Annotated in this window: 23 protein-coding genes; 13 read left to right on the top strand and 10 right to left on the bottom strand. The window is 64.4% G+C overall.

Translation table 11 applies throughout. The features are described from left to right. The first annotated feature begins 197 nt into the window (after window positions 1-197). The 7 genes from P3T18_RS33580 to P3T18_RS33610 all read left to right on the top strand — a co-directional run bounded on the left by P3T18_RS33580 (window position 198) and on the right by P3T18_RS33610 (window position 6,873). Window positions 198-1,292, top strand: coding sequence for an ABC transporter substrate-binding protein (locus P3T18_RS33580; protein ID WP_429304287.1), 1,095 nt, complete (start codon window positions 198-200; stop codon window positions 1,290-1,292). Then, a complete protein-coding gene (locus P3T18_RS33585; RefSeq protein ID WP_429304288.1) occupies window positions 1,289-2,251 on the top strand; it encodes an ABC transporter permease in 963 nt (320 codons plus the stop codon). Before P3T18_RS33580 ends, P3T18_RS33585 begins: the two co-directional genes overlap by 4 nt. After that, a complete protein-coding gene (locus P3T18_RS33590) occupies window positions 2,248-3,165 on the top strand; it encodes an ABC transporter permease (protein WP_429304289.1) in 918 nt (305 codons plus the stop codon). The genes P3T18_RS33585 and P3T18_RS33590 overlap by 4 nt, the downstream gene beginning before the upstream one ends. 73 nt (window positions 3,166-3,238) lie before the next feature. Next, window positions 3,239-4,324 (top strand): ABC transporter ATP-binding protein, encoded by a 1,086-nt coding sequence (locus P3T18_RS33595; protein WP_429304290.1) that lies wholly within the window; start codon window positions 3,239-3,241, stop codon window positions 4,322-4,324. A gap of 202 nt (window positions 4,325-4,526) precedes the next feature. Then, window positions 4,527-5,378 carry a transporter substrate-binding domain-containing protein gene (locus P3T18_RS33600; protein WP_429304291.1) on the top strand — a complete coding sequence of 284 codons (852 nt, stop codon included), beginning with the start codon at window positions 4,527-4,529 and terminating at the stop codon, window positions 5,376-5,378. Window positions 5,379-5,467: 89 nt separating this feature from the next. Then, the gene (locus P3T18_RS33605; RefSeq protein WP_429304292.1) at window positions 5,468-6,214 is read left to right on the top strand and encodes an amino acid ABC transporter permease; all 747 of its coding nucleotides are present in this window, start codon (window positions 5,468-5,470) and stop codon (window positions 6,212-6,214) included. A gap of 2 nt (window positions 6,215-6,216) precedes the next feature. Then, window positions 6,217-6,873 carry an amino acid ABC transporter permease gene (locus P3T18_RS33610; protein WP_429304293.1) on the top strand — a complete coding sequence of 219 codons (657 nt, stop codon included), beginning with the start codon at window positions 6,217-6,219 and terminating at the stop codon, window positions 6,871-6,873. 213 nt (window positions 6,874-7,086) lie between these two features. Here the strand turns inward: P3T18_RS33610 and P3T18_RS33615 are convergent, their stop codons facing one another. From P3T18_RS33615 to P3T18_RS33625, 3 genes are read right to left on the bottom strand one after another with little or no spacing between them, the layout of a single operon-like run. Then, complete coding sequence (locus tag P3T18_RS33615; RefSeq protein ID WP_429304294.1) at window positions 7,087-8,367, bottom strand: c-type cytochrome; 1,281 nt, start codon at window positions 8,365-8,367, stop codon at window positions 7,087-7,089. A gap of 12 nt (window positions 8,368-8,379) precedes the next feature. Further along, complete coding sequence (locus P3T18_RS33620; RefSeq protein ID WP_429304295.1) at window positions 8,380-10,602, bottom strand: molybdopterin cofactor-binding domain-containing protein; 2,223 nt, start codon at window positions 10,600-10,602, stop codon at window positions 8,380-8,382. 1 nt (window position 10,603) lies between these two features. Further along, the gene (locus P3T18_RS33625; protein WP_429304296.1) at window positions 10,604-11,059 is read right to left on the bottom strand and encodes a (2Fe-2S)-binding protein; all 456 of its coding nucleotides are present in this window, start codon (window positions 11,057-11,059) and stop codon (window positions 10,604-10,606) included. A gap of 425 nt (window positions 11,060-11,484) precedes the next feature. Here P3T18_RS33625 and P3T18_RS33630 point away from each other — a divergent pair, with 425 nt between their 5' ends. After that, window positions 11,485-11,883, top strand: coding sequence for a hypothetical protein (locus tag P3T18_RS33630; RefSeq protein WP_429304297.1), 399 nt, complete (start codon window positions 11,485-11,487; stop codon window positions 11,881-11,883). Window positions 11,884-11,935: 52 nt separating this feature from the next. Further along, window positions 11,936-12,763: an alpha/beta fold hydrolase gene (locus P3T18_RS33635; RefSeq protein WP_429304449.1), complete on the top strand. Its 828-nt coding sequence runs from the start codon at window positions 11,936-11,938 to the stop codon at window positions 12,761-12,763. Window positions 12,764-12,806: 43 nt separating this feature from the next. Here the strand turns inward: P3T18_RS33635 and P3T18_RS33640 are convergent, their stop codons facing one another. From P3T18_RS33640 to P3T18_RS33665, 6 genes are all read right to left on the bottom strand, one after another. Continuing rightward, window positions 12,807-13,793, bottom strand: a complete 987-nt coding sequence (locus P3T18_RS33640) for a peptidoglycan DD-metalloendopeptidase family protein (RefSeq protein ID WP_429304298.1) — start codon at window positions 13,791-13,793, stop codon at window positions 12,807-12,809. A 494-nt stretch (window positions 13,794-14,287) separates the two neighbouring features. Beyond that, window positions 14,288-14,704: a hypothetical protein gene (locus P3T18_RS33645; RefSeq protein WP_429304299.1), complete on the bottom strand. Its 417-nt coding sequence runs from the start codon at window positions 14,702-14,704 to the stop codon at window positions 14,288-14,290. Window positions 14,705-15,008: 304 nt separating this feature from the next. Further along, window positions 15,009-16,310 carry a c-type cytochrome gene (locus tag P3T18_RS33650; protein ID WP_429304300.1) on the bottom strand — a complete coding sequence of 434 codons (1,302 nt, stop codon included), beginning with the start codon at window positions 16,308-16,310 and terminating at the stop codon, window positions 15,009-15,011. Then, complete coding sequence (locus P3T18_RS33655; protein WP_429304301.1) at window positions 16,307-17,026, bottom strand: (2Fe-2S)-binding protein; 720 nt, start codon at window positions 17,024-17,026, stop codon at window positions 16,307-16,309. The genes P3T18_RS33650 and P3T18_RS33655 overlap by 4 nt, the downstream gene beginning before the upstream one ends. Next, on the bottom strand, window positions 17,023-19,851 hold the full coding sequence (locus P3T18_RS33660; protein WP_429304450.1) for a xanthine dehydrogenase family protein molybdopterin-binding subunit: 2,829 nt from the start codon (window positions 19,849-19,851) through the stop codon (window positions 17,023-17,025). The genes P3T18_RS33655 and P3T18_RS33660 overlap by 4 nt, the downstream gene beginning before the upstream one ends. Window positions 19,852-20,320: 469 nt before the next feature. Further along, window positions 20,321-21,076, bottom strand: a complete 756-nt coding sequence (locus P3T18_RS33665; RefSeq protein ID WP_429304451.1) for a DeoR/GlpR family DNA-binding transcription regulator — start codon at window positions 21,074-21,076, stop codon at window positions 20,321-20,323. Between the two features lie 147 nt (window positions 21,077-21,223). Here P3T18_RS33665 and P3T18_RS33670 point away from each other — a divergent pair, with 147 nt between their 5' ends. Together P3T18_RS33670 and P3T18_RS33675 are read left to right on the top strand one after the other, a co-directional pair. Continuing rightward, entirely contained in the window at window positions 21,224-21,811 is a 588-nt protein-coding gene (locus P3T18_RS33670; RefSeq protein ID WP_429304452.1) for an NUDIX domain-containing protein, read from the top strand. 153 nt (window positions 21,812-21,964) lie between these two features. After that, entirely contained in the window at window positions 21,965-22,396 is a 432-nt protein-coding gene (locus P3T18_RS33675) for a hypothetical protein (protein ID WP_429304302.1), read from the top strand. A gap of 106 nt (window positions 22,397-22,502) precedes the next feature. Here P3T18_RS33675 and P3T18_RS33680 read toward each other — a convergent pair whose 3' ends face one another. Next, window positions 22,503-23,687: a porin gene (locus P3T18_RS33680; RefSeq protein ID WP_429304303.1), complete on the bottom strand. Its 1,185-nt coding sequence runs from the start codon at window positions 23,685-23,687 to the stop codon at window positions 22,503-22,505. 561 nt (window positions 23,688-24,248) lie between these two features. Here P3T18_RS33680 and P3T18_RS33685 point away from each other — a divergent pair. Both P3T18_RS33685 and P3T18_RS33690 read left to right on the top strand, forming a co-directional pair. Continuing rightward, entirely contained in the window at window positions 24,249-25,358 is a 1,110-nt protein-coding gene (locus tag P3T18_RS33685; RefSeq protein ID WP_429304304.1) for an OpgC domain-containing protein, read from the top strand. A gap of 196 nt (window positions 25,359-25,554) precedes the next feature. Continuing rightward, window positions 25,555-26,415, top strand: a complete 861-nt coding sequence (locus P3T18_RS33690) for an alpha/beta hydrolase (protein ID WP_429304305.1) — start codon at window positions 25,555-25,557, stop codon at window positions 26,413-26,415. Window positions 26,416-26,443 lie beyond the last annotated feature (28 nt).

Genomic DNA, 26,443 nt, shown 5'->3' on the forward strand with positions numbered 1-26,443 from the left:
GGCTCTGCGCGAGGAACGCGCCGGAGCCCGGCGCCGCATGAGATTAGCTCATGCCGTCCATGCACATATTTCGTTTGGCGCAAGATTTTGGCAAACCTAGAGTGCTTCAACACGCAACGCATCGGCGGCTGCGTGAGCGGCGCGAGCGGTCACAGCGAATATCACCAGGCAACAGGCGTTCAACACGGGAGACCGCCATGCAAGAGATCAAACGGGGTAGAAGGCAGGCCATCAAAACGCTCGGCGCGGCGCTCGCTGCGTCCACGCTGCCGATGCCGTTCATCAATCTCAGAGCGCAGGAACACAATTTTTCGGGCAAGACGCTGCGGCTTCTCACCTGGTCGGACGACACCGGCGCGGCCGCGCTGCGCAATATCGCCGCCACGTTCACCGCGAAGACCGGCGCGAAAGTCGTCGCCGACCGCGCCGACGGCACCTCCGGCATGGTCGCCAAAGTGAAGGCGGCCGGCGATCGTCCGACCTACGACGTCATCACCCTGGCCGGCGTGGGCGCGTCGGGCCTCGGCGACGCGGGCCTGTTGATGAAGCCCGATCTCGACAAACTGCCGAACCTGAAAGACGTCGCGCCGCAATATCGCACGGGCGCGAACGGCTTCGGCGTGGGTTATCTGCTGTGGTCGGACGGGCTGATCTACAACACGTCCACCGTCAAGAGCGCGCCGTCTTCGTACGAAGCGCTGTGGGACCCGAAATACAGCGGACGGCTGTTCCTGCCGCCGCCGGAATGGGCCGAAGCCGTCGACCTCGCGATCATCGCCGCGAAAATGAACGGCGGCTCGCAACAGAACATCGAGCCGGGCTTCAAGAAGCTGATGGAACTGAAAGACCGCGTCATGACGCTCGGCGAAAATCCGAATCAGGTGGCAGACCTGTTCCGCACGGGTTCGCTCGACATCGGCGGCATCTATTCGCCGGCCTTCTTCCCCGACCAGATCCGCAAGCCCGAGTACAAGATGGGCGTGACCTACGGCATGAAGGAAGGCTTCGCCACGCAACTGATGTTCACCGTCATTCCGAAATCGCATCCGGGCGACAGCGATCTGATCCACGCCTTCATCAACCATTCGCTCGATGCCGGCGTGCAGGGCCGCATGGCCGCCGACGTGCTCAACGGTCCGGTGAATTCGAAGGCGGTGATTCCCGCCGAGAGCCGCGCGTTCGTGCCGAGTCCGAAGCAGATTGCCGAGAAAGCCGTGTTGCACGACGACAAGGCGCTCGCCGTCGTGCAGCCCGCCTGGATCAAGCGCTACACCGAAATCTTCTCGGCATGAGCGTGATGCCCGCGCGCTTTTCGCGTCGTGCCACGGCGGCGGACCACGCCGCGCGTGGCGCTGCGCCGCAAAGCCCGCCCACGGTGCCCGACGAACCCGCCGCCGGCGCGCTCGCCAGAGCGCGGCCGTGGCTGCTGCTCGCGCCGATCCTCGTGTTCCTCGCCATACTCGGCGCGGCGGCGCTCGTCGTCGTGCGCATGAGCTTCGGCACCTCGGGCAACGAGTGGCATGGCTTCACGCTGCAAAACTACGCCGACCTGCTCGACGGCTACTTCATGAAGTCCTTGTGGCTGACGCTGAAGCTCGCCTTCCAGAGCATGATCTGCGCGGTGCTGCTCGCCATTCCGGTCGCGCTGGCCATGGCACGCACGCAATCGCGTCTCGCGCGCCGGTTGCTGCTCGCGGGCGTTCTGCTGCCCTTGCTCGTCAATCTGCTGCTGCAAGGTTATGGCTGGCTGATCATTCTCGGTCCGGCCGGACTGCTCAATCACGCGCTGCTCGGCAGCGGTCTCGTGACCCGGCCGGTGATGTGGCTGTATCGCGAACATGGCGTGCTGCTCGGCCTGATCCAGACGGCGTTTCCGCTGGCGGTGCTGCCGCTGTCGAGCGCGATGCGCGCCGTCTCGCGCTCCTATGAAGAAGCCGCCGCGACGCTCGGCGCGACGCGCCTGCAAACGCTGCGTCACGTGCTCTTGCCGCTGGCGATGCCCGGCCTCGTGTCGGGCGCGCTGCTGGTGTTCGCCTATAACGCCAGCGCGTTCGCCGTGCCCCTGCTGCTCGGCGGCCGACGCGTGCCGATGCTGGCCGTGCTCGTCCACGATCAGGTGGCGCCGCTGCTCAACTGGCCGGCGGCGTCCGCGTCCGGTGTGGTGCTGATGATCGCGACACTCTCCGTCATGGCGATCTCGCAACGCCTCGTGCGTCGCACACAACGTCTCGCCGAGGAGCCCCACGCATGAGCGCGCACATCGACTCCGCAGACCTGACGCCCTCGCCCGTTCCGCCGCGCTCACCACGTCCACCACGCGGCACGCCCGCGCTGCGTCTGCCCGCGACCATGCCCGGACAGCTCGGCAAGGCCGCCGCCCTGCTCGCCGCGATCGTGCTGTTTCTCGCCGCGCTGCCGATCCTGACGATGATCACGATGTCGTTCAGCGCCGCCGACACGCTCGAATTCCCGCCGCACGCTTACGGCCTGCACTGGTATCGCGCGGCGTGGCACAGCTTCGTTTCTCCCGACGCGAGCGATACGCTTTCAATGGGCGCGGCGCTCAGCACGAGTCTGATCGTGGCCGTGTCCACCATGCTCATCGCCACGCTGGTGTCGGTGCCCGCGGCGTACGCGCTGAGCCGCTATCGCTTTCGCGGCAAGCCGGCGGTCGAGCAACTGGTCGCGCTGCCGCTCGTCTATCCGCTCGTCATGCTCGGCCTGTCGCTGCTGCTGGTGTTCAACGTGCTGCCGGTCGAACTGGGCGTGTTCCGGCTCATCATCGCGCACGTGATTCTCGCGCTGCCGTTCACCGTGAAAAACTGTGCGGCGTCCGTCGCCGCGATCGGCCCCGAGTTCGAGGAAGCCGCCTGCGTGATGGGCGCCAGCCCCAGCCGCGCGCTGATCGACGTGATCCTGCCGCTCATGCGTCCGGGCATTCTCGCGGGCATGCTGTTCGCGTTCATCGTCTCGTTCAACGAATTCACGGTGACGTTTTTTCTGTACGGCATCGACACCATGACGCTGCCGGTCTGGCTTTACAGCCGCACGGTGTCGTCGCTCGACCCGACTGTGTTCTGTTTCGCCGTGTTCATCGTCGCGATCGACTTCGCGCTGATCTGGCTGCTGGAAAAGCTGATCGGCGACGAAGGCGTTGCGTTGTGATGGCGGCCTTCGACAGCATGTTGAACAACCCACGGCAGCGCGCCGCCATGACGCCTTCGTGCTGGAGCATCCGATGACCCATCTGAACCTGCAGGCCGTGACCAAACGCTTCAACGCGGTCCACGCCGTCGACCATGTCGATCTGAGCGTGCCCGACGGCAAGCTCGTGTGTTTTCTCGGACCGTCCGGCTGCGGCAAGACCACGCTGCTGCGCATGATCGCCGGACTCGAAACGCCGACTTCCGGCAGCATCGATTTCGCCGGACGCGACATCACCCACGTCCCGGCGAACCAGCGCGACTTCGGCATGGTGTTTCAATCGCTCGCGCTGTTTCCGCACATGACGGTCGCGCAGAACGTGGCGTATCCGCTGAAGCTGCGCAAGACGGCGAAAGACGCGCAAACGCGCCGTGTCGCCGAACTGCTCGAACTGATCCAGTTGCCGCACATGGCGAACCGCCCGGTCACGCAGTTGTCGGGCGGCCAGCGGCAGCGCGTGGCGATCGCCCGCGCAATCGCTTCGCAACCGAAACTGCTGCTGCTCGACGAGCCGCTTTCCGCGCTCGACGCCAAGCTGCGCGAGGCGATGCAGGTCGAGATCCGCCTGTTGCAACAACGCCTCGGCATCACCACGATCATGGTCACGCACGACCAGCGCGAAGCGATGACGATGGCCGACGAAATCGTCGTGATGGAAAAGGGCCGCATTGCGCAGGTCGGCAAACCGCTCGATATCTATCGCAATCCGGTAAGCGAATTCGTCGCCGACTTCATCGGGCTCGGCAATATTCTGCCGGTCTCGTACGACGGCGCGGGTGGCGTGCAGTTGCCGGGCGGACGGCGTATCGAAGTCGCTCAAACGGGCCGGGCGCCCGCCCGCGTGCCGGCGGGAAGCAGCGACATCCGCCTGCTGATCCGTCCGGAAGACGTGTGCGTCAAACCGGGCGCCGGGCAGGCCGGTCCCAACCGGATCGCCGGCACGATCACGTTCATTCGCGACGTCGGCGCCTCGCTCGAGGCGACGATCGACTGCGCCGGCTTCACACTGACTGCCGCGACCACGCCGCGCGAAACGCCGGGGCTCACGCTCGGCATGCCGGTGCTCGCGGAACTGCCGCCGCACGCATGCAAGCTGATTGCGGCACGCACGGCGGCTTGATTCGCAGTTTGAAACGCGCGGTGTTTCGTGCCGTGTCTGGCGGTTTAACGACAGTCCGGGCGTCTGAAAACGCAGCGCAACGCGCGCTCCGATCCACGCGCCGGATGGCGCCTCGAAAAAAACCTTAATGGCCCCTTAATCAGCGCCAAAGCATACTGACAAGACTTATTTCAACTTCGGCATTTTCGACAGAGGACAGACCATGAATCAATCCCAGCAACCCGGCCACGGCACACGCGCGACGCACAAGCCGCTCAGCGCACGCCGCGTGTTCGCCACGCTCGCCGCGACGGTCGCCTTCACCGGCCTCGGCGCACTGTGCGCCTTTCCCGCCGCCGCACACGCCGACGCGCTCGACAACATCGCGAAGTCGGGCACGGTGCGCATCGGCGTGTTTGAAGATTACCCGCCGTTCGGCTCGATCGGTCCGGACATGAAGCCGATGGGCTACGACATCGACGTCGCCAATCTGATCGGCAAGGCGCTGAACGCCAAGGTCGAACTCGTGCAGGTGACGGGCGACAACCGGATGGCCTATCTCGCCGACCACAAGGCCGACATGCTGCTGTCGGTCGGACAGACGCCCGAGCGCGAGAAAGTGATCGACTTCTCGCAACCCTACGCGCCCTACTACCTCGCCGTGTTCGGACCGAAGTCGCTGTCCGTCAAAAACGCCGCCGACCTCGCCGGCAAGTCGATTTCGGTCGCTCGCGGCACGCTGGAAGACCTGAGCGTCACGAAAATCGCGCCGCCGAGTGCCAACATCAAAAGATTCGACGATCCGAACGGCGCAATATCGGCGTTCCTTTCTGGTCAGGTACAGTTGATGGTAGTCGGCAACGACGTCGGCGCGACCATTCTCGCGCGGCATCCGGCCAACGATCCGGAGCAGAAGTTCTCGCTGTTCAGCTCGCCGGATCACGTCGGTCTGAACAAGAACGAGCCGCGTCTGAAGCAGAAAGTCGACGAAACGATTGCCAAGGCCCGCAAGGACGGCACCATGAACGCGATTTCGCAGAAGTGGCTGCGCGCGCCGCTGCCGGCCGACCTCTGATCCTTTTTTTGCGCGCATGGCCGGGCGGTTCGGGCATGATTCCGCCGGGCGTGCGCGCCGGAGTTTGACCTCATGATGAGCGCCGTGTCATGACTTATGCGTTCGATTTCAGCGGCTTCGGCCTTTATGCGGGACTGCTCACGCGCGGCGTCGCCGTCACGCTCGGGCTGACGGCCGCCTCCACGGTGCTCGGCGGACTGGTCGGCATCGCGGGCGCGAGCGTCGCGGTGGCCGGGCCGAAATGGGCCCGCTGGCTGGTCGCGACTTATGTGGAATTGATCCGCAACACGCCGTTCATCGTGCAGCTCTTTTTCATCTTCTTCGGGCTGCCCAGCCTCGGCATCCACATCGACGAAGTCGAGGCCGCCATCTTCGCGATGACGGTCAATCTCGGCGCCTACGCCATCGAGATCGTGCGCGCGGGCATCGACTCCATTCCGCGCGGCCAGGTGCAGGCGGCGCAAGCGCTCGGTCTGCACGGACGCCAGATTTTCCGCCACGTCGTGTTACCGCAGGCCATCGCCAACGTGTTCCCCGCGCTGTTGAGCCAGGTGCTGATCGTGATGCTCGGCTCGGCCGTGGTGTCGCAGATCTCCGTGCCCGATCTCACTTACGCGGCGAACTTCATCCAGTCGCGCAACTTCCGCTCGTTCGAAAGCTACGTGATCATTACCGCGACCTATCTGGTGCTCTCCATCGTGCTGCGGCAACTCATGAACCGCCTCGGCCGCGGACTGTTCGCCGGGCGCGTCGCGCGCGGCTCGGAAAGCGCGCCGCGTAACTGGCGCAACCGCCTGATGTGGCGCGGCGCCCGCACTTTGCCCACGGAGCGCTGATCATGGTCGAATTCACGCTGTGGGACATTGCCCGCAACCTTCTGCTCGCGGCACGCTGGACCGTGCTGCTGTCGCTGATCGCTTTTGTCGGCGGCGGCGTGGTCGGGCTGATTCTGCTCGCCATGCGCGTCTCGCCGCTGCCTTGGCTGCGGCGTATCGTGGTGGTGTACGTCGAAGTGTTTCAGGGCACGCCGCTCCTGATGCAGCTCTTTCTGGCGTTCTTCGGTTTGCCGCTGCTCGGCGTGGACGTTTCGCCGTGGGTCGCGGCCACCGTCACGCTGACGCTTTATACGAGCGCGTATCTGGTGGACATCTGGCGCGGCTGCGTCGAAGCCGTGCCGCGCGGACAATGGGCGGCGGGCGCGAGCCTCGGCATGACTTTCAGCCAGCAGTTGCGCTATATCGTCTGGCCGCAGGCGCGCAAGATCGCCGTGGCGCCCACGGTCGGTTTTCTCGTGCAGGTGGTGAAAAGCACCGCGCTCGCCTCGATCATCGGCTTCACCGAACTGACCAAGACCGGCACGATGATCACCAACGCCGCGTTCCGCCCGTTCCCGATCTACGGCATGGTCGCGATGATCTACTTCGCGATGTGTTTCCCGTTGACGTGGTATGCACGCGTGCTGGAAAAGCGGGCGAAGGTCGGACAGCATCGATGATGCGTCGGAAGTCGTAGAACGGCGTCGCGATCGGCGCTGGGCTCGAAAAAAAAGCGGCAACCGTTGTGGCGGTTGCCGCTTTTTTTATTGCTGCTCCGTTGTTGCTCCGTTGCCGCTCCGCTATCGCGGTCGGATTATTGCCGCCAGCATGGCAGACCGGGTTGCCGCGCGCCCTCTCCCGCATCGCTGCCACACGCCAACCCAGGCCCTCACCTACTTCGCCGCCTGCGTCGACTTGCGCAGCTTCGCGACTTCGTCGGCCGTGACCGCCGGTGCGCCGTTATGCCAGCCGGCCCTTACGAAGGTCAGCACGTCGGCGATCTGCTGGTCGTTGAGCACCGGCGCGTACTTCGGCATCGGATACGGCGCCGGCACGCCCCCGATCACCAGGTCTTCGGTGCCGTTCAGCGTGACGTTGACGAGCGACGACGCGTCCTTTTCCAGCACGTTCGGATTGCCGGCCAGCGGCGCCAGCATCGGCGCGAAGCCGCGTCCGTCGACGCCGTGACAGTGCATGCAATACGCCGTGTAGACCCGCGCGCCCGCATCGTTCGCCGGACGGTTCAACGATACCCGCGTAGCCTGCAGATCGTACGTATAAGGCGGCGCGCCGTTGCCGCCGGCAGGCGGCAGCGACTTCAGATACGTGCTCATCGCGGCGATGTCGGTGTCGCTCATATTCTGCGTGCTGTTGTTGATCACGCTCGTCATCGAGCCGAACGCCGAAGCGTGACGGTTCGCGCCGGTTTTCAGGAACGCCTGCAGATCCTGATCGTTCCAGCGCCCCAGACCGACGTTGTGCTCGCCGGTCAGATTGGCGGCGAACCAGCCGTCGAGCACGCCGCCGGTGAGAAACGCGCTGCCGGTTTCGTCGAGCGCCTTTTCCTGGAACGCGATGCCGCGCGGCGTGTGACACGAGCCGCAGTGTCCCAGTCCCTGGATCAGGTAGGCGCCGCGATTCCACGCGACGTCCTTGCCCGTCTTGTCCTGATAGACGCCTTTATCCAGGAACACCATGTTCCAGAACATCAGCGGCCAGCGCATGTTCAACGGCCACTTGATGTCCGGCTCGCGGTTCGCCTGCTGCACCGGCGCGACGCCGCCCATGAAGTACGCGTACAGCGCCTTCATGTCGTCGTCGTTGACCTTCGCATAAGACGGATACGGCATCGCCGGATACAGGTTGTGGCCGTCTTTCGCGACGCCCTCGCGCATCGCTCTCGCGAAATCCGCTTCGGTATAGCCGCCGATACCGGTGCGCGGGTCGGGCGTGATATTGGTGGTGTAGATGCGGCCCATCGGCGTGGTCATCGGCAGACCGCCCGCGAACGGCTTGCCTTTGGGCGCGGTATGGCAGGCCACGCAATCGCCCACCTTCGCCAGATAGGCGCCGCGCTGCACCAGAGCCGGATCGGCGGCCTGCGCCGCGCCGGCCGCGAAGAACGGCAGCGCCGCGCACAGAGCCGCGCCGATACCCTTGAGTGTGTTTTTCATGTCGGGCTCCGGTCAGGCGGTTTGCAACTGGCTGCCAACGGGCAATTGCCGCAGGCGCGTGCCGGTGGCGGCGTAAATCGCGTTCGTCAATGCGGGCGCGAGCGCCGCCGTGCCCGGTTCGCCGATGCCGCCCGGCGCTTCGCTGCTCTTCACGATATGCACGTCGATCGGCGGCGTCTGATCGATCCGCAGCATCCGGTAATCGGTGAAGTTGTTCTGCTCGACGCGACCGTCCTTGATCGTGATCTCGCTATAAAGCGCCGCCGTGATGCCGAAGATGATGCCGCCCTGCACCTGCGCTTCGATCGTGTTCGGATTGACCACCATGCCGCAATCCACCGCGCACACGACATGGTTCACCGCCACCTCGCCCTTGTCGACCGTCACGTCCACCACGATCGCGAAGAAGCTGCCGAACGCGTGCATCACCGAGACGCCACGCCCTTGACCCTTCGGCACGGCCTTGCCCCAGTTGGCGGCCTGGACGGCGGTATTGAGCACGTTCAGCGCGCGCGGCGACTTGCCGAGCAGGTCCTGCCGGTATTTGACCGGATCGATCTTGGCCTGCGCCGCGAGTTCGTCGATGAAACTCTCCACCACGAAGGTCCCACGCGTCGGTCCTACGCCGCGCCAGAACGCGGTGGGAATGGCGCGCGGTTCCTGGCGCACGTAATCGACCAGCTGGTTCGGCAGGTCGTACGGCAGATCGGCGGCCACCTCGACCGCGTCCGGATCGACGCCGTTCTTGAACGCGGGCGGCGCGAAACGCGCGATCACCGACGAGCCGCAGATACGGTGCTGCCACGCGAGCGGCTTGCCGTTCGCGTCGAGCCCGGCGGAGATGCGGTCGTAGTAATACGGCCGGTACATGTCGTGCTGGATGTCTTCCTCGCGCGTCCAGACCACCTTGACCGGCGACGCGACCTGTTTGCCGACCTTGACCGCCTGCGTGACCATATCGAATTCGAGCCGCCGACCGAAGCCGCCGCCGATCAGATGGTTGTGCACCATGATCTTGTCCGCCGGCAGGCCGGTGACGGCCACCGCCGCATCGACCACGCGGGTAGGCACCTGCGAGCCGAGCCACACGTCGCAGCCGTCCGGGCGCACGTGGACCGTGCAATTGATCGGCTCCATGGTGGCGTGCGCGAGGAACGGCTGCTGATACACGGCGTCCACGCGCGTCTTCGCGTTGGAGAACGCCTGGCCGACGTCGCCTTCCTTGCGCGCGACCGCGCCGTTGCGTTGCGACGCGGCAGCGAGGTCGTCGACAATCTGTTTCATCGACACGTTCGCGCCCGCGCCCTCGTTCCACTGAATGACGAGCGCCTGCACGCCGCGTTTGGCGGCCCACGTGTGGTCGCCGATCACCGCGACGGCGTTGTCGATCTTGATGACCTGACGCACGCCGGGAATCTTCTTCGCGTGCGTGTCGTCGACGCTCGCGAGCGTGCCGCCGAACACCGGACAGTTGGCGATGGCCGCGTACACCATGCCGGGCAGACGCACGTCGAGTCCGAATACGGCGGTGCCGTCCACTTTCTCGGGCGAATCGAGGCGCTTGACCGATGTGCCGATCAGCTTGAAATCTTTCGGGTCCTTGAGTTTGACGTTCTGCGGCGCGGGCAGCCCGGCCGCCACGCTCACCAGTTGGCCGTAGCCGACGCTGCGGTTGCTGGCCGCGTGGATGACCTGTCCGCCCTGCGCGTGGCAGGTCGCCGGATCGACCTGCCATTGCTGCGCTGCGGCGGCGATCAGCACGGTGCGCGCGGTAGCGCCCGCCTTGCGCATCGGGTCCCATGCATAGCGGATCGAGGTGGAGCCGCCTGTCAGTTGGCCGCCGAGCAGCGGGTCCATGAAGAGCTTTTCGTTGGGCGGCGCGTGGTCGATGGTGACCGAGTCGAGCGGCACTTCGAGTTCTTCGGCGATCAGCATCGGGATCGAGGTGTAGACGCCCTGACCCATCTCGACCTTCGGCATCACCAGCGTGACCTTACCCGCCGTGTCGATCTGGATGAAAGCGTTCGGCGCGAACACGCCGCTTTGCGGCGTCTCCACGGCGTCGCCGCCGATCACCGACTTGCCGGTCTTCTGATCCTGACTGGCGGCCGGCAGACTGAAGCCGAGCAGCAGGCCGCCGCCGGCCGCCGCGCCCACCGTGACGCCGAACTTCAGGAAGTGACGGCGTGTGAATCCCCGCACAGCGTTCTGTGCGTCGAGCAATCCCTGGGACATGTCAGGCTCCCTTCGCGGCGTGCTTGATCGCCGCGCGGATGCGGTTGTACGTCCCACAGCGGCAGATGTTGCCGGCCATGGCGGCGTCAATGTCCGCGTCGGTTGGATCGGGATTGCTGGCGAGCAGCGAGGCCGCCGACATCACCTGTCCGGACTGGCAGTAGCCGCACTGCACCACGTCGATCTGGCGCCACGCCTGCTGCACCTTCTGTCCGGCGGGGGTGCTGCCCACGGCTTCGATGGTGGTGATCTTGCGGTCGCCGACGGCCGCGACCGGCAGCACGCAGGAGCGCACCGCGACGCCGTCCAGATGCACCGTGCATGCGCCGCATTGGGCGATGCCGCAGCCGAATTTGGTGCCGGTCAGGCCGACGATATCGCGCAGAACCCACAACAGGGGCATGTCGGGCGGGGCGTCGACGGTTTGAGGCTGGCCGTTGATATTAAGGGTGGTCATGGCTGCTCCAGGTGGGGTTTATTTTTAGTCATGCGGGGATGAAGCCCTGGGTAAAGCTATCGCGACGGCGTGAACGCGCCGCAGACTCTGCAGAGTGTAGTCGTAGGAAAAGAAATTCGCCTGGCCGCTGCCCGGAGTTTTTGCGCGGCGTCATGGTGCGGGGCCGGCACGCATGCGGCCTGCATGCGGCGTGCATGTGGCGCGCGGCTCGCGCGTTGCAGTTCGCTCGCGGTACGCTGCGTGATGGAGCGCGGCGATTTTGTTAGCATGGGGCTCGCTTGAAGCAGGCCGTTCGGCCCTCATATCCGAAGCTGAACACGACGCGCCCGCTTCCCGCGAACGAATAGTCGCGCGTCGAGCCTGGCGCTGCACGTCAGCCCAATCGCCCGGCGTTATCCGGGCCGACTTCCCGAAAGGAGCCGTACATGAACGACCAGCAATGCATCCAATTTCTCTCGGACGTTCGTCGACCGCTTCTGTCGCTGCATAAGGCGATTCTCGATCACGAGCGCGCGGCTTACGAAAAAGAATTCGGACCGGTGACGCCGGCCGCGTTTCTGCAGGTGCTCATCAACGGTTCCGGATTCCGCTGGCTCACGCCGCTCTCCACCGTGATCGCCAACGTCGACGAGATTCTCGACGACAAGGAAGCCGACGCCGCCGACCGCCTCGCCGCTGTCGAAGCCGTGACGGCGCTCTTTTCGGCCGACGCGCAGAACAACAGCTTCCTGCCGCGTTATCTGCCGCTGCTGCAAGCCGACCCGGCGATTCTTCATCACCACGGCGAGGTGTCGCAGTTGCTGCGGTCGCGTCAGTCGAAGTAGGCGCGCGTCATCACGCCGGCTTTTCGGATCTGTTTCGATGAGCACCACGTCGATGCCAACCTGGCCGCTGCCCCATTGCCACACGTTCCGCGGCCAGGCAGTGCGTTTTCACGTTACCGGCGACGGGCCGCCGCTCGTGCTGGTGCACGGCACGCCGTTCTCGTCGTACGTGTGGCATCGCATCGCGCCGCATCTCGCACGCATTCGCACTGTCTATTACTACGACCTGCTCGGCTACGGTCTGTCCGCGCAGGCGGCGCCGGGCGTCGAGCAGGATGTGTCGCTCGGCGTGCAGAACGCGTTGCTGGCAGAACTGCTCGCGCATTGGCAACTGAAAAGTCCGGATGTGATCGCGCATGATTTCGGCGGCGCGACGGCATTGCGCGCCCATCTGATCGACGGCTGCGACTATCGCACGCTGACCTTGATCGATCCGGTCGCGCTTGCGCCCTGGGGCTCGCCTTTCGTGCGGCACGTGCGCGAGCACGGCGACGCTTTCGCCGGACTGCCGCCGTATATTCATGAAGCCGTGGTGAAGGCCTACGTGCGCGGTGCGATTGCCCGCGCGATTCCCGACGACGAACTCGCGCCCTACGTGGCGCCATGGCTCGGCGTCACAGGACAAGCCGCGTTCTACCGGCAGATCGCACAGATGGACCAGCGTTATACCGACGAGGTCGAGCCGCGCTACGCGCAGCTACGCTGCCCCACGCAAATTCTGTGGGGCGAAGAGGATCATTGGATTCCGCCCGCGCGCGGACGGCAACTGGCGGCGTGCATCCCCGATGCGCAGCTTCAGATGGTGCCGAAGGCCGGGCATCTGATGCAGGAAGACGCGCCCGAGGCGATCGTCGCGGCGGCGCTGCGCTGGCTTGCGTGAGCGCGGCACGGCCCGCGCATCACGCGCCGCCGTGCCCGGAAAACTAGCCGCGCCCTTGCGGCAGATACGGCATCGGATCGATCGGCTTGCCGTCATGACGAAGCTCGAAACCCACCGACACGCGCGAGTTGTTCGCGTCTCCCATCTCGGCAATCTGCTGCCCCTGACGCACGATGTCGCCGATCTTCACGAGCAGCTTGCGGTTGTGCGAATAGGCGGTCAGGAAGTCTTTGTTGTGCTGCACGATGATGAGACTGCCGTAGCCGTTCAGACCGGTTCCGGCGTACATCACCTTGCCGTCGGCGGCGGCGCGCACTGGATCGCCCGGCTTGCCGCCGATTTCGATACCACGCGTTTCACCGGGCTGGAACGCCTCGACGACGCTGCCGCCGGCCGGCCAGGCCAGCGCGACGCCGTTGGCGTGCCGCATGGTTTGCTGCGCGACTTCGCGTGCTTCGGCGGGGTCGGGCGCGGCGGATTGCGGCGCGGATGCCGAGGTTTGGGTCGATGCCGGGTTTGATGTTTGGGTCGAGGATTGCGTCGCTGTCTGCGCGAACGCTTGCGTTGCCGCAGCCGCCGCAGCCGTCTTTGCCGAAGCCGCTGCGGCCGCATTCGCGGCGTTCACCGCGCGCACCGTTTCCGGCGAGGCGACGTGCAACACCTGACCCAACTTCAGGTGCGATGAGCTTTTCAGGCCGTTCCACGCCTGCAACTGCTTGACGCTGCAATGATGATGCTGAGCGATCCGCGCCAGCGAGTCGCCGCGCTTGACCCGGTACACCAGCGGCGGTGATTTCTTCAGCGGCGCACTCGCGCTCGCGGCCGGCTTGACCAGCGCGCCGCCCGCCATATCGATCGACGCCGTGGCCGACGGAGCGACCGCTCCCGTCGACGCGGCAACCGGACCACCGGGCGCGCCGACCGCGCCTGCATTCTGCTGCCCGACATTCGCACAACCGCTGACGGCCAGCGCAACCCATGCGCCGGCCAGACTGGCCATCATCGTTCTGTCGAAACGTTTTCCCGCCATCTTCGACTCCTGCCTTGTTCTTGGGCGAGCCGGGTGCCGCTTCGCCGCAAGGACGCGCGCAGTCGTTGCTGCGCTGCTGTCCTGGCGGCACGGCGAGTCCGCCTCGTTACGGCGCTCACCCGTGCCCTGCCGTTCAGTCTGTTCATCCGGAGCCAACCAGCCATGCAAAGCGCCGGGCATCGCGAAAAATGAAGCAGACCATGGATTAAATTTCGTGCGGAATTGTAAAGTGCGCTTCACAAAAAACGCCGCGCTTCACACACTCTGATACAAGACTTACGTACCGTGTCCGTCGCCGCGGCGCCGGTCGCACCGAGCCCACGACAACGTTTGCTTTAACGGCACGCCGCCGCCAGAACTTGAATCCGCGGCCGGACGATGGACAAGGAAGATGTGGGATGACGCAGGAGGATGCGGAAGAATGCGCGGCGGTGCGCCGCCATGCGCGATGACAGGCGAACCAGGCGGAACGTCACCCGGCTCGCCGCTGGGAACTAGCTGTAGTACTGCCCCTGATACCGGATGTAGCCGACCGGATGATGCGTGAAATGGAGCACGGGCAGAACCGGGTTCTGGTTGTCTTCGGTCGGATAGGCGCTGGCTTCGGGGATGTACTCGCCTTGCGCTTCGATCGGCTGGCCTGCCTGCAGGCCGGGAATCTCGTGGGCCAGACCTTCGTTGTCGCCGAAACGCACGGCGATGAACACCTCCGTGCCGGTCAGATCGCCGGTGCCGCCTTCGAATTTCAATACCTTGTCGATCTTGACGACGAGATGCTGATGATTGGCGCCGTTGTGATTTTCCGGGCTTGCAAATACCTTGCTGATGGTGCCTTGCACGCAGGCCAGCGGCGCGCCCAGCGAGTGAACGTAGCTGTGATGCGGAAGAATTAGCGTCGCGCGATTACTCATGAAAGCTCCCTGGAGGGAAATCGATCGGGTCTATTGGCAGACACGACGTTCGTCGCCAGCGACGGCGTCGCGAGACCGTTTGAGCAGACCTTTGCGCGAGAGTTCAGTGGGTGCATGAAGCGTGGGGACATCGTGCGTCGGCATGCGAAGCGCGCGTGCATGAGACTCTGTGAGCGTCGCTCGTCGAGCTGCATCGAGCGTCCGCGCATAAAAAAACCGGCACCTCGACGGTGCCGGCTTTTTGCATGATGAGGCGAGCAAACTACGGCGAGCAACTTGCGCCAGTACCTCGTTCACCTGGCTGTCATTGCCGCAGCGCTTTCACCGTGTCCGGCGTCACGTCGGCCGGCTGAGCGCCCCACGTCGCGCGCAGATAGTTGGCGAGTTGCGCGAGTTCGGTGTCGCTCAGTTGCGAGGCGAAGCCGGGCATCTCCTGCATCCGTTCGAGGCCAGGGAAATCCTGCGCGCCGATACCGTCGAGCATGGCCACGATCAGGTTGTGCGGGTCGCCCTGACGTACGGTCGAGTTGCCGCTCATCGGCACCGCGACGTGCGGCTTGCCCTCGCCGCCTGCACTGTGGCAACCCGCGCAGACCGCGAGATACAGATTGCGCCCGGCTTCCAGTTGCGCGGCATCGGCGGAGGCCGTGTCGAGCGCCGGCTTTTGCGCTTGCGCTTGAGATGGCGGCGGCGGATCGCCGAGCAGATACGTCGACATCGCAGCGAGGTCGTCGCGGCTCATGTACTGGCTGCTCAGATGCACCACCGGATACATTTCGCCGAAGGCCGAGCCTTGCGGCGCGATACCGGTTGCGAAGAACGTCTGCAGATCGGCGGCGTTCCAGCCGCGCGACGCGAGTCCGTGCGGCGTGATGTCCGGCGCCGCGACGCGGCCGAGCGCCGAGCCGTTCAACGCCCTGGCGCCGTCGAGCTGACCGAACTTGCCGCGCGGCGTATGACATTCCGCGCAGTGGCCGAGCGCATTCACCAGATAGCGGCCACGATTCCATTGCGCCGCCGTGGCCGGCGATTGCACATTCGACGCATCCGGCAACGCATCCTGAAGGAACATCCAGTTCCAGAAGCGCACGCTGAAACGCATGTTGAACGGGAACGACAACTCGGGCTCGCGATTCGCCACCGCCGCCGGCTTCTGTGCCATCAGATACGCGTAGATCGCATCGCTGTCGGCGCGCGACAGCTGACGGTACGACGTGTACGGCATGGCCGGATACAGGTTTTTCTCCGGCGTGACGCCATCGTGCAACGCCTTGTAGAGATCGTCCGCGCTCCAGTTGCCGATGCCGTGCTGCTTGTCCGGCGTAATGTTGGTGCCGTAGAAGGTGCCGAACGGCGAAGCGAGCTTCACGCCGCCCGCGAACGGTGCGCCGTCCGCGGTGGTGTGACAGGCGGCGCAGTCGGCGGCCTTGACGAGATAACGGCCGCGCGCGAGCGGATCGGCCGCGGTGGACTGCGGCCCGAGCGCCGCTGCTGCCGCCATGGCGGTGGCCGTGTCGTCGTGCCGGCTGCACGCGCCGAGCGCACCCAGCGCGGCGACGGCGCCGAGCAGTAGCACGCGTCGCAGGTTCATCGAGCGGCCCGTCATGCGGCGCTCCTCGCGGCAGCGTTCTTCAGCGCGTCTTTCGGCGCGTCCTTGACGAGACCCGGCGTGCTCAGAACGACTTCCCGCACGGCCTCGTAATAGCGCACGTAACCCGTGCAGCGGCAGATGTGATCGTTGAGCGCTTCGGTGATCGTTTCCTCGACCTTCGCATACGCAACCGGTTGACGATGCAAGCGCTCGATCAGCACCGTGGCCGCGTTGACGAAGCCGGGTGTGCAGTAGCCGCACTGAAAGCTGAAGTGCTCGAGAAACTTCTGCTGGATCGGCGACAGCGCCACGACCTCGCCCGCTTCGTTGCGTTGCGCATGTCCTTCGATCGTGCGAATGGTTTTGCCGTGGAAGAAGTTCGCGCCGGTAATGCACGTCCGCACTTCTTCGCTGGTGCCGTCGGGTTTGTCGACGATCACCACGCACGCATGGCAGATGCCCTGACCGCAGCCGAGCCGCGAACCGGTCAGATGCAGGTACTCGTGCAGATAGTCGATCATCATCATGCCGGCCGGCACCTCGGTCGGGCCGACCAGTTCGCCGTTCACCTTGATGGTGACCGGCAAGGTGCGAAAGTGCGTCAACGGACGCTCGACGGCGGCCGCCGCCGCGCTCGTGCTGGAAGCGGCCTGCGTAGCGGTCGCGCTTGCGGTCGTGCTGGCAACAAGCGCGGCTTCGGCGTTGGCGGAAGTCTGATTTGGGCGCGTCATGCGAGCACCTCCTGAATACGTTGCGGGGTGACCGGCAGATCCGTGAAACGATGGCCGGTCGCGTGCGCGATGCCGTTCACGATCGCGCCGACCACGGGGATCATCACCACTTCGGCAATGCCCTTGGGCGGGTCGGTTTCGGTGAGCGGCGGCAGCACTTCGCCGGTCTGGGTCCAGACGGCGACGTCGGTGGCGCGCGGCAGGTGGTAGCGGTTGAAGTTCCAGGTGCCGTTGCCGGGGCCGTCTTCGTAAAGCGGCAGATATTCGTGCAACGCGTGGCCGATACCCATGGCAAGGCCGCCCTGCAACTGGCCGGACACGAGTTGCGGCGAAATCTGGTTGCCGCATTCCATGATGGAGTGATGCGTGAGCAATTCGACCTTGCCGCTCGCCTCGTGCACCGACAGTTCGACCAGCGTGCCGACCGCGCTGTAATACGTGACCGCCGCGTTGTTGCGCTGAACCGGCGGAATGAACACGCGCTGGCGATCGAGCACGCGGTACTGGTTCGGCGTGGTCTGCAGCTTCTTTTTGTCGGCGGCTGCGTTGTCGCCGTAACGCACGGCCAGACCGTCGAGCGGCAAACGCTCGACACTGCCGTCGATCTCGAAGTCGGCCTGCGTCCATTGCCAGCGGTTGAAGACGTGCACGGTCGCGCCGATCACCAGACCGAGTTCGTGCGCCTTCTTCGCGAGCTGTTCGAACGGCAGCGCTTCGAGTCCGGCCGCGGAAAGCTTGCCGTCGACCCAGCGCGCGTCTTCGATACGCACCACCAGCGGCGCGGCCTGACCGCCGCCCGTGCCCTGGCTCCAGATCGACATGGCCGCCGGCCACAGACCGTGCGCGAACACCACGCGCGCCGCTTCACGCGTGCTGTGCGTGAAATAGAACGCCGAATTCGTCGCGCTCGACGGCGACGCATAGCCCGGCGACCAGCGCGGATTCGCGGCCAGCCTGTCCTGGTCGGCCTGCGACATCATGTACGGATCGCCGCTCGTCACGACCGGCAGATCGGGCCAGTCGGTGATCGCCACGTGGACGTCGGTCGCGGGCTTGCCGAGCCACTTCGCCACGGCAACGGCCTGCGAGGTCGACATGCCGGTGCCGATTTCGGCGGCCGTGTGCTGCAAGCTGATCTTGCCGTCGGCCGTGAACTCGACCTTCGCGAACGAGGTTTCCGCGCCCGTGCCGAAGTCTTTCTGCACGCATGCAAAACCGACGCCGTAGCGCTTGCCCGGATGCGCGGCTTCGAACTCGGCCTTGCGTTTCGCGCGGTTCAGCCACAGCGGATGCCGCTTCGCTTTCTGCAGCACATCGTCGACGCGAATCGCGCCGGCGGGCACCGCACCCTGCGTGTTCTTCATGCCCGAACGCAGCGCGTTTTTCAGGCGAAAGTCGATCGGATCGATCTTCAGTTGCGCGGCGATTTCGTCGATCATCATCTCGGTCGCGGCCATGCTTTGCAGCGTGCCGTAGCCGCGCGCCGAGCCTGCGTCGATCGCGCGCGACGCAACCGCCACCGCCGACAGATCGTTCTTCGGGAAGTAGTAGATCGACTGTGCCGCGGTCGCGCCGACCATCGCCACCGACGGCGAAAAGTTGCAGCGGCCGCCGCCGTTCGCTTCCATTTCCGCCTTGAACGACTGCAGCAGACCCGTGTTTTTGTCCACGGCGATACGGTAATTCATCTTGAACGCGTGGCGCTTGAGCGAGGTCTGGAACTGCTCGTAGCGATCGTTGGCGAGTCGCACCGGACGGCCGTCCGAGTACATGGCGCAAACCAGACCGTAGAACGGCACGTTGAAGTGGTCTTTCGATCCATAGCCGACCGTGTAGCACGGGTGCATGAACAGATGCTTCACCGGGAACGCGCATTTCGCGACCATGCCCGCGGCGCTTTCCACCACCTCCTGCGGTGCCTGGGTGGGCACGACCATGTGCAGCGATTGCGTCGCGGCGTCGTACCAGCAATTGGCGTTGTCGGGTTCGAGCGCGGCCGTGTCGATCGACTGCGTGTTGTACTCGCGTGCCATCACGAGCCAGTCCGCCGACGGCTGATCCAGTTCCTGCTGGATGCGCGCGGCATGGAACATGCCCTGCTCGTCGAGCTTGCCGTGCTCGACGCCGTCCGGCCACACCGGTTGATGCTTGCGCATCATGCTCGGGAAAACCGGCGCGTCTTTCAGACTGGAGAACGTGTCGTCGTCGTACGGCGTCTTGCCGCCGACGCGCACGAAGCGGAACGTGCCCCACGGATCGCGTTCGAGCGGCCCGGTCTGCGCGCCGTAGCGAATCACCCGATCCTGAAACTTGAGCTTGTCTTTCGCGAAACGGAAGCGCGCGAAATCGTGATAGATCAGGATGGCGACTGCCTGGCCGAGATAGGCCGGCGTCTTGCCCGGCGGCAGCAGCATGTCGTCGCCGTAGAAGGCCGGAAAGATCAGACCGTCGCGCGCGAGATCGGCGGCGGTGACGACGCGATCGGGTTGCAGTTCGTCGCCGAGCAGCGAGAGGTCGAAGCCTTCGTAGCTGCGGTCGGCCTGCGTCGTGCGCAGGATGAAGGCGTGCGCCTGCTGTTGCGGCCAGTGCGGCATGTCGGCGGCGCGGATGTCGCGCGCGAACACTTTCGAGCCCGTCACCTTGGCGATGCCGTCGATACGGAATTTCGCCTGACCGTTGGCGGCGTCCCACTGAACCGGCGTAAGAATCTTTTCTTCGAACAACGCAGCAAACGCGCGGCTGCCCATCGGTGCGATATACACCGACACACCCGCAACTACGCTGGCCTTCAGAAAACTACGACGCGACAGGTCGAGTTTCCCCATGGACTTCTCCACGGACTTCTCCTTTATTGAGCACGACGGCAACCCGCCCGCAGGAAAACTTTTCCAGCGGGACGGCAGCGGGAGGTGGCGATCGACGTCATGCCCGCTCGCGGGCACGCGCGCGCGACGGTCGAGGCACGACCGCGGAGCATCTGTCACCACGAGGGAGGTGTTCGAATCGCGGACCTTGCAAGCGTCCGCGCTTACCGGCGACGTGCGGCTGCCATGACTTCGGCGCGGCCCCAGTCGATCTGATCTACCTTGAACTGCCGTGAGTTGCCCTTTCCATGTCCTGCAGCGGACAAGGGGCCGGATTATCGCGCTGTTTCGCTTTGACGTGAGTCAAATTTGGTCAGCTATCTCGTAAATAACGGATCGGGTATGAATCGCTATATACCGCCTGTTTATAGCGATTTTGTGGATTCTCCGGCCACGCAGAGTGACTGCGCACTGATGGCGCAGCGCCTCGTCAGGCGCGCGAAATGGCCACGCCCAGCGCTTCGAACGGCGCGGTCAGCGCAGCGGGCGTTTCGCGCTCGACGACGATCGTGCTGACCGCGGCGAGATCCGCGATCCGGTACGCCGACGCCGCGTTGAGCTTCTCCGCCGACGCCAGCACGATGGTTTCGGCCGCGTGTTCGACGAGCGCACGTTTTACGTAGGCCTCCTCCATATCGCCGGTGCTCAGGCCGGCCTGCGGATGCACGCCGGTTACGCCCATGAAGTACAGATCGGCGCGGATGTGGCTCAGGGCTTCGATGGCGGCGGCGCCGACATTGACCATCGAATGCCGGAACAGACGTCCGCCGATCACGATGACCTCGATGTCGCGATAGGCCGCGAGTTCGACCGCCACCACCGGACTGTGCGTGACGATGGTGGCGCGCAGATCCAGCGGCAAATGGCGCACCAGTTGCACGGCCGTCGTGCCGCCATCCACGAAGGCGATCTGGCCGGGCGCGATCATGGCGGCCGCCGCCCGCCCGATGGCCGCCTTCGACGCCGGCTCGATCCGCTCGCGGCCGGCCAGATCCGCGGCCGCGGGCGACGACGGCAGCGCGCCGCCATGAACGCGCTGCAAGCGCCCTTCCGCTGCCAGTTCGCGCAGGTCACGACGCACGGTGTCTTCCGACACATCGAACTCGGCACTCAGATTTTTGGCGATGACCTGTCCGTCGCGCTGGAGCGCGTCGAGGATCAGCTGCTTTCTTTGCGACGTGAGCACGGCGAGTTCCTTGTACGTGGATGGTGTGGCATGGCGTTTTTCCGTCGATTGCACGAAATCACTTGTTTTTGCACGAATCTGCACGATACCATAATCTTACGCGGCAGCAGCCGCTTTCCCACCAGCGATGAGGTGAGCATGCAAGCCATCAACGAAACCGCCGAGCGAGTCAGAATCGTCGACGTGGAAGTTCTGTCGGACGACTGGTACGTGCTGAAAAAGACCACCTTCGATTTCCAGCGCGCCGACGGCAGCTGGCAGCGCCAGAGCCGCGAAACCTACGACCGCGGCAACGGCGCGACCCTGCTGCTCTACGATTTGCGCGCGCGCACCGTCGTCCTGACGCGGCAATTCAGAATGCCCGCATTCGTGAACGGTCATCACGGCATGCTGATCGAAACGCCCGCGGGGTTGCTGGAGGCCGCGTCGCCGGAGGCGCGCATTCGCGCGGAGGTCGAAGAGGAAACCGGCTACCGCGTGCACGACGTGCGCAAGGTGTTCGAGGCGTTCATGAGCCCCGGCTCGGTGACGGAGAAGCTGCACTTTTTCGTCGCCGAATACGATGCGCAGGCGAAGATCGGCGCGGGCGGCGGTCTCGCGGACGAAGGCGAGGACATCGAAGTGCTGGAGTTGCCGCTCGCCGACGCGCTCTTGATGATCGAGCGCGGCGAGATCGTCGATGGGAAGACGATCATGCTGTTGCAGTACGCCGCGCTGAATCTGTTTGCGGGCTGAACGTGTCGGCTTATTTGCGATAGTTGCGCCTGATGCGTTGGTTGCGCACTCTGCCATCGGTCTTTTTCAGACTGATCCCGTCTGGCGTTCGGAAACGGACGATATGTTGAAGAACGTCAAAAAAATATGCTGACGCCTCCTTTTGAAACCGCTTTGCCGCTCGCGCGCCATGCGCCGTTCAAAGGGAACCGTCTTTTTCCGTCAGCATATTTTTACTTCATCGGCCTGCGCGGCCGGTGGTGGTTTGGGGTTCAAGTGGATTCTCTCAGTACAGCCAGCCGATTCATGGCCGGATTCTTCTTCGGCGCGCTGGTCGCGGCAGCCGTCATGGTCGCGCTTTGCAATGCCGGCGATTTTTCACCCTTCGTCGCGAAACTGCATGCGCTGCAACAGGTCATCGTGACGGTGCTGGTGTCGCTCGTCATTGTCGAAACGAGACCGCTGGCTTATAAAACCATCTGGCGCGAGCGCCGTTGCAGTTTCATTCTCGACGAAGACCTGGGCGCCACGATTCGCGGCAGAACGTTCGGCATTCCGGCCGGTGTGATTATCGGCATCCTGATTCAGAATTACGTCATCAACTAGCTTGAACTGGCATTTCCAGACAGCACAAAAAAACGCCCGGCATTTCATCGAATGCCGGGCGTTTTTTATTTACCGATCCCGCTGTTATTTCCGCCAAAAGATGCCGTCAGAATTTATGACGGATTGCCGCCCGCACCACGACCTGTTTCGATGTCGACGACGGTGACTGCGTCCCGGGCGTGAATGCGTCGTCCAGAATCGAATAAGTCGAATCTCCAGTGACCTGCTGATATTCGCCTTGAATATAGACGTCGGTCCGTTTGGACAGGTTGTAATCCGCCATCAAGCCAAACGAGTGGATTTTCGGTTTGACGCCGCCATTGGACGCGTCATAGGTTTCCATGGTGTACACATATTGCGCGCCGACGAACAGCATCGGCGTGATCTGGTATTTGCCGTTCACCTCGAAATTCTGATACTTCAACGAATTCAACAGCACGCCGGGCGGAACCAGCGGCGTAATACCCAGATAACCATTGGCGCTCGGATCGAGATAATTCGAGTTGGTATAAACGAAACCTGCCGTCGCCTGGCCGAAGTTATAGATAATGCCGCCGCCGAACACACGCATGCGCGCGGCAATGAAACTGGCGTCGTTCGCGGTAATCGCGCCATTGGCGCCATTGCCCGGATTATTGCCTTGCAGATAGGCGGCCGCCACCAGCAGTCCGCCATAGCCGTATTGTCCGCCGAGGCTGTAAGCGCGATTGTTGGCGAAATTGGTGTCGTTGCTGAAGCTGTAGGTGCCACCAAACTGGAAGCCGGACAACGACGGGCTGGTGTATTTCACCGCGTTATCGAGGCGGAACGTGTTGTCGGTGTTGTCGTTGTCATAGGGATGGGAGAACAGTTCGCCGCCCCACGCGCCGTTGGCCGTGGTCTGCGCCAGATAATCGACCACCGAATCGTATTGCCGGCCGAAGGTGAGCGAGCCGAACGAGTCCGCGCTCAGACCCACGAATGCCTGACGGCCGAACAGGCGGCCGCCCTGGTTGAAGCGCCCGGAACTGACGTCGAAACCGTTTTCGAGCTGGAAGATCGCTTTGAGGCCGCCGCCCAGTTCTTCGGCGCCTTTCAGGCCCCAGCGGCTGCCCTGCGCGTCACCGCTCGCCAGTTCATACACATGGCCGCGGCCCACGTTGTTGGTGTAATTGATGCCTTCGTCGATCACGCCGTAGAGCGTCACGCTGGTCTGCGCGGAAGCGGATGCCGAACACAAACCGAGCAGCATGGCGAGCGAGGGAGCGGACAAAGCGGTGGAGACAGCCAGCGCGAACACTTGCTTGTTCATGAAGATCTCCCTGCACTCGAGTAACAGGACAACTCGATCCGACCGCGTTTCTTCCGACGCTCTCACTGTACTGCTGAACCCCGACCCGCCTTGAGGAAATCCTCACACGCCGTTAGCCGCCCGTCCATTGCGGGATCGTGCGATATCTTAAAACGTTGCGAAATCTCCACTGCGTACGACAGCCACTTTTGCCGCCGCGGATATTGAGGTAAACGGCGCCGCCGCGCCGGGACTGAAGCGCCCGGCCGTTATATCCCGCCCGGCTCTGCGTGATTGCGAGCGGAATTGTCACAGAAAGAAATATAATCGCAGGCTTTTCGCGGCGGCGCGGCGGAACTCCGCGTCGCTGGACAGGTCATTTTAAGTGCCCCCTGCAATCGCGCCTCGCGGTCCGATTCCAAGCGGCTCGGGTTGACCTTGCCGGATCGAACGCCCGCTACGCGGACCTCGACGGCAAGGCCTCCCGCCGCAGCACCCCATTCCAATTTCAAAAGCTTCGTGAGACGTTTGCCGCGCTGAACCAGCGCGCCGTCGCACGTGGCTGCTTTTTGGCGCTACTTTATGCAAAAGTCGCAATCCCGCCTGGTCGAGCTCGATTTTTTTCGCGGGCTGGTCCTTCTGATTATCGTGGTCGATCACATCGGCGGCAGCATTCTGTCGCGCGTCACGCTGCACGCCTACGCGTTGTGCGATGCCGCCGAGGTCTTCGTGTTCCTGGGCGGTTTTGCCACGGCCACCGCCTACGCGGCGCTCGCCGAGCGCCGCAGCGAGGCGACCGCGCGCAGCCGCTTCCTGCGCCGGTCGCTGGAAATCTACCGGGCGTTCCTCGTCACCGCCGCGTTGATGCTGCTGGTCAGCGCCGTGCTCACGGCTTTCAGCATCGACGGCCCGAATCTCGCCACCACCGACCTCGACGACCTGATGGACGCGCCGCTCGCCGCCCTGCGCGACATCCTGCTGTTCCGCCGTCAGCCGTACCTCGCTTCGGTGCTGCCGATGTACGCCTTCTTCGCGCTGCTCGTGCCGATGATCCTGCCGCTCGCGCGCAGCAAGCCCTGGCTGCTGCTGGCCGGCAGCGTCGCATTGTGGGCGGGCGCGCCGGCCATCGTCGCCTATCTTCCCGCCGCGCCGGACATGCATTGGGACTTCAACCCGTTCGCCTGGCAACTGCTGTTCGTGCTCGGCGTGCTGGCGCGTTGCCAGCCGGTTTATCAACGTGTCAGCGCGCACCGGTTCGGCTGGCTCGTGAGCGCGCTCGCGCTCGCCGTGGTCGCCGGCGCGGGCTATTACAAGCTGTTCATCGAACACGCGCCGCTCGATCCGTCGTTCAAGCAGAACCTGTCCTACCTGCGCGCCGTGAATTTCCTCGCAATCGCATGGCTCGTCGCCAATCTGATCCAGCTTGGCTGGGCGCGCAAGCTCGCGCAACGGCTGCCGTGGGTGGGCGAAATCGGCCGCAAGGGCTTGCTGTGCTTTATCGCCGGCGCGGTGATTTCGCTGGTGGTCGATTCCGTGCTGTACTGGGCCACCGACGGTTACCTGAACTATCCGCTCGGCCTGATCGCGGACGCCGTCGCCGTGGGCGCGCTGTTCGCCGTCGCCATGGCGTCCGAGCCGCTCAAACGTCTGGCAACCCGCCTCGCGACGTCGAGCCTCAGAACCTGGCCATGAGCGTGGCGCCCGGTGCGGCGCGCACCCTATCGTGCACGCCGCAACCGAGCCACGCATGACCGGCTCGGCGCGACCCGCCGCCCGCCGAACGACGCTGCAACACGCGGCAACACGCTTCATCCACTGCCGATTTTCCCCGCCGATCCTGATAGCATGACGGCCGCTCGCAATCTGCGCGACGGCCTCTTACTTTCACATGCGTTCATTCCTACAATCCGCACTCCTTGCGCTTTGCGTCGCTGTCAGCGCACCGGCCATGGCCAGTAAGGTCGTGAGTCGCAGCTTCCATTCGGATGCACTGGGCCGCGACTGGTCCTACACGATCTATCTGCCTACCGGCTACCGCGCCGACGCCGCGCGCATCCCCGTGCTCTATCTTCTGCACGGCAATAACGGCGACGCCAACGACTGGCTGACGCAAGGCCATCTGCAAAGCGCCGCCGACACGCTGATCGAGCGCAAGGAAATGCCGCCGGTCGCCATCGTGATGCCGCAAGGCGGCACCGACTGGTACGTGGATCGCAAGGAAAGGATGGAAACGGCGTTCTTCGAGGATCTGATGCCGGAGATCGAGGCGCGTTATGCGGTCGCTAACCAGCGTAGCGGGCGGATGATCGGCGGCGTGTCGATGGGCGGCTTCGGCGCCCTGCGTTACGCGCTGACGCAGCCCGAACTCTTTTGCGGCGCGCTGCTGCTGAGTCCCGCGATCTATGCCAACGAGCCGCCGTACGCGTCGGCTGCGCGTCGCGTGGGCGTATTCGGCGACCGTCAGTTCGATCCGCGTGTCTGGCACGCGCTGAACTATCCGGCGCAGTGGGATCGCTACATGAGCCGGCCGTATCGGCTACCCATGTTCATTGCCGCCGGCGACGACGACCTCGCGATCCAGGCTGACGCTTCCCTGCTCTATACGCATCTCCGGCTGGCGGGCAATCCGGCGGCGCTGCGCATCATCGACGGCGCGCATACGTGGGACGTGTGGAGCGCACTGCTGCCCGCGGCGCTGAAATACACACTCGGCTGCGTCAAACAGCCGCTGCGCGACCAGGAGCGCTAAGCCGCCCGGTCACGTCGGCATGGTCGCG

The organism is Paraburkholderia sp. GAS199 (assembly GCF_050436585.1).
Lineage (GTDB): Bacteria > Pseudomonadota > Gammaproteobacteria > Burkholderiales > Burkholderiaceae > Paraburkholderia.